Source organism: Duganella alba (assembly GCF_009674495.1).
Classification (GTDB): domain Bacteria; phylum Pseudomonadota; class Gammaproteobacteria; order Burkholderiales; family Burkholderiaceae_D; genus Rugamonas; species Rugamonas alba.
Window position 1 is genome coordinate 1 of record NZ_WKJN01000081.1, and the last position, 2662, is coordinate 2662.

Here is a 2662-nt window from a genome sequence, read left to right on the forward strand (position 1 = left end):
CACCGCCGGCGCTGCCCTGCGCCTGGTGCTCGCGTGCCTGCGCCAGCGCCTGCGCCGCCTGCTCCAGCGCTTGCGCGCGCAACGCGAACTGCTGCGCGGCCGCCTGGTCGGCGCCGTCGAAATTCAACCGCGCGACACGCGCATCGCTTGCCGTGGCAGCACTATCGGCGCCGCGCAGCAGATCGTGAAACTCGTTTTCCTCCACCATCGCCAGCACGCTCTCAGCCTCGCCGATGCGGCGCCGGTCCAGCAGCTGATCGACCAGTTGCTGATAGGCCGCCTGCTTCAGCTGCACAAAGCTATGCTGCTGCTCGATCGGCAAGCCGGTGATGTTTTCGCGCGCCGCCTGCAAGGCGTTGACGGCCTGCTTGCCAAGGAACACCGCCTGCGTGCCGTCGTCAAGCGCACTCATTTGCGCGGCGGCGCGTGCCTGCAGCAGCGTCGTGCGGTTGGCCAGGCCGATCGCCATGGCGCGCGCGCCTTGCTGTCGCGCCAACGCCAGATCCGGCCCGCGCGCATTGAGACTGGCGGCGTCGAGCAGCGCCTCGGCATACGCCGGATGGGACAGGCCGCGCTGCGCCGCCAGTTGCTGCGCCAGCACGCCGCTGCGTTCGGCCAGCGCCGACAGCGCCGCCGCATCCAGCCCTGTCCGCTCCGCGCGCACCATGTTCAGCGCCAGCTCGACTTCGATCTGGCCGCTGGCGACCGGATCGGGCAGCGATGCCATCCGCTGCGCCAATGCGGCCAGCGTGCTTTCCGCCTGCTCCTGGCGGCCCAGCGCGCGCAAGGCCTGTGCCGCCAGCATGGCGGCGATGCGTTCGTCGTTGCTCATCTGACCGTTGGTGGCGTGGGCCAGCTCGCCGGCCCGTTCGGCCTCCTCCAGCGCCGCCTGCGCCTGCCCCAGCGCCAGCAGCGCCTTGGCGTGGGCCAGTTGCAGCCACACGCACGAGGCGGCGATGCGGCCCGGAATGGCGCGGCATGCCGCGTAGCCCGCCTGCGCGGCCGCCGCCGAGCGGCCGAGACGGTTGTTGGCCAGCTGGGTCGACGCCACATCCTGCCAGGCAGTGATGGTTTGCACATTCTGATCGCCCAGCGCGGCGCGGCGGATGCGCAGCACGTGTTCGGCCTCGCCGGCCGCCTGCGCCGCCTGGCCCAGGCGCAGGTGAATGGCGGCCACCCGCGTCAGGGCGAAGCTGGTGCCAAGCGCATCGGGACCAAACCGGCGCACCGCGCTGGCCAGGCCCAGTTCGGCGTAAGCCAGCGCCGCCGCATCGTTGCCGACCTCGGTGTTCCAGGCGGCCATGTCCTGCACGCTGGTCTGCGTTTCGGTGGCGTCCGGGCCGAACGCCGCCAGGCGGATGCGGTAGGCGCGCTCCAGATAGTAGTAGGCTTCCTGCTGCTTGCCCTGGCGTAGCAGCAGCACGCCGACGTCGCGCATGCCCCAGGCATGGTCGGTGCTGTCTTTGCCCGAGGTGCGTTCCCAGGTGTCCATGGCCTGGCGCGCATACACCAGGCCGCGATCATACTCGCGTGTCAGCAGCGAAATGCCCGACAGATTGGACAGGCTGGTGCCATAGCTGACGGTATTGGTGCCGATGATTTGCGCCTTGGCGCGCAGCGCCACGTCGCCCCATTCCCAGGCCTTGTCGAAACGGCTGGACTGGCGATACAGATACATCAGCTCGGCCGGATAGTACATGCGCTGGTGGCCGGGATCGCCGTCCGGCGTGGCGCTGTTGTCGATCTGCTGGCGCAGGGCCCAGCCTTCCAGCAGCGCGGCCTCGCTGTCGGCGTAGCGGTTCAGCATGTCCAGCGTCTGGCCGTAGGCGAGCAGGCTGTCGGCGATGCCGCCCTGGTCGCCGGCCTCGCGGCACAGGCGCAACGCCTGCTCGAAAGACGGCAGGGCTTCCTGATAGTTCTCCTTGTCTGACGCCTTGGTGCCGAGCGCGATCAATTCGCCGGCGGCGGGCTGGCAGGTGCCGGCGACCGCCGGCGCCGACAACGCACCGGCCACGCACAGCCACGCCGCCCATGTCAGCACGCGCTTCATCGTGCGGCTCCCGCGGCCACGCGCCAGCTGACGCGAGCGACCTGCGCCTGGTCCGGATTGTGGCCGGCGGCCAGCGAGGCGCCGCGTGCGGACGCCGCGTCCGTTGCGGCACTGCCTGGCCGCAGCGCGTCGAGCAATGCGAAGCGGCGCGGCATGGCGCCGTTGGCGGCCGGCGCGGCCACCAGCGCCAGCCATTCCGGCGCACCGGCGGCGCCGCGCGCGGTGACTTCGAATTCGCGTTCGAAGTGGCTCATCTGCGCCGGCATGCCGGGCGACAAACGGTTGCTGTCGCCATCGAACGGCGGGAACACGCGCGTCGCCGGCCCGGTGAGCGGCAGGTGCACGATGCCGACATCGACCGAACCTTCGCCGCCGTTGTCGACCACCACCCGCAGCCGCGTGCCGGCCTTCAGCAAGCCCAGGTCGCGGTCGGCAAACGGCAGGCTGACGGCCGCCTGGCCAGGCGCCTGGATCTCGATGCGCGCCTGTAGCAGCGGCGCGGCGGCGGCTGTCGAGGGCAAGGCCAGCAGCGCGGCAATGCTGGCGGCGCGTGCGCGCAGGGCCGGCAGTTCGTTATCGCGCACGCGCAGGCTGACGGCGCCGCGGCCGGGC

2 protein-coding genes are annotated in these 2662 nt (G+C 71.3%); both read right to left on the reverse strand.

Going from position 1 to position 2662, the window contains the following annotated elements; all coding sequences use genetic code 11:
- On the reverse strand, positions 1-2050 hold a 2050-nt coding region (locus tag GJ695_RS29290; protein ID WP_166455426.1), incomplete at its 3' end, for a tetratricopeptide repeat protein.
- The coding region (locus GJ695_RS29780) for a hypothetical protein (RefSeq protein ID WP_166455427.1) at positions 2047-2662 on the reverse strand (616 nt) is incomplete at its 5' end. The genes GJ695_RS29290 and GJ695_RS29780, both read right to left, overlap by 4 nt.